At 59.8% G+C, this 1379-nt stretch carries 1 protein-coding gene; it reads right to left on the bottom strand.

Annotated features, from left to right (window positions below; translation table 11 throughout):
* Nucleotides 1-1379: calcium-binding protein (locus AC1D06_RS42600; protein WP_477991605.1), on the bottom strand; the 1379-nt coding region annotated here is incomplete at both ends.

The raw sequence follows: 1379 nt of genomic DNA, 5'->3' as shown, positions 1-1379 counted from the left end.
CTATAGTGTCGTCGCCCAGTCCAGCATTGATGCTGTCTACCCCCGTTCCACCAGTGATCGCATCGGCGCCCGATGAGCCTGTAATGGTGAACGCTTCAGTCTGGTTGGCGAGATTCAGTGCGACCGCCGCGGTGAGCAGCACATTTTCGATATTTGCAATCTGGGCATTGCTGGTGCTYGKRAASGCYGCACCGATGTTCAGGGTATCGTTGCCAYTGCCGCMGTTGAGCAGCGTGTCGTTCTGGGCAGCGATCAGGGTGTCGTTACCAAATCCGCTTGTGAGGGCGTCCGCGAAGCCGCTCCCGATTATCGTGAACCCTTCAGTCTGGTTGGCCAGGTTGATGTTGACGCCAAATGCCTGCGCCGCCGAGATCACCTCGACATTGATGAGGCTACCGTCGGCAAGCCCGTTGAGAACGGCCGACGTGGAGGTCAGGCTGATCGTGTCGGTGCCGCCGCCGAGATTGACCGATGAGTTGAAGGCGTCCAATTGTTCGCCGCTCAAGGTGACCGAGTCGCTGCCGTTCGAGCCGGTGAGATTGCGTCCCTCGACGCTAACCAGCGTCGGGTTGTTTGCGCCCAAGATGTCGACCGTGCCGGTCACGTTGACATTGATGTAGTCGGCTCCCGATTCCAGGTCGATGGTGCTGAACGCTGCATATTGAGCCGCGCTCAGTGTCAGCCCGTCGTCGCCGTTGCTGCCGATCAGCGTCTCGATCCCGCTCAGCGTGCCGGCGGTAAAGTCTATGATGTTGCCGGATGTTGTCAGTACGATCTGATCGCCGCCGGTGCCGCCGGCGATCGACTCGCCAGCTACGAAATCGCCGCTCGCCAGATTGAAGGTGTCGTCCCCGGCGCCGCCGTCGAGCGTATCGGCCCCGGCCCCGCCGTCGAGCGTATCAGCCCCGTCGCCGCCGACTAGCGTGTCATTGCCGCCGAGGCCATAGATCACGTCATCGCCTGCGGTTCCCATCAAGGACTCGGAGAATGAATGCCCGGTAATCGTCTGGCCGAGGCCAATAACTTGACCAGGCTGATAGCCACCAAGGTTGATGGCGGTAAGTTCCGTGGCGGTGATACCGCTGAGGATTGCAAGGGTGACGGGGTCGCCCGGCCCGGACGAGCCGTCCATATCGACTTGGATAAATGTATCATTGCCGCTTTGCACAAGACGGAGAAATCCGCTGGTGAACGGATCACTGTTTCCCGGATAGTTTGGGATGAACTGCAGGAGGTAGGCGATATCGAGGACGTCACCGGTATCGCCTGCGGTAAAGTCGGTGATGGTGATGCTGACATTGCTGTCGAGCTTGTAGGTGTCGTTGCCGGCGCCACCGGTCACGGTACCATTGATGTTGGTCAGTGTCAGGGTATCGTTG

The organism is Rhizobium sp. P2_G2 (assembly GCF_056403555.1).
The sequence above is the reverse complement of the archived record's forward strand: the minus strand, read 5'-3'. Positions and strand labels throughout refer to the sequence as shown.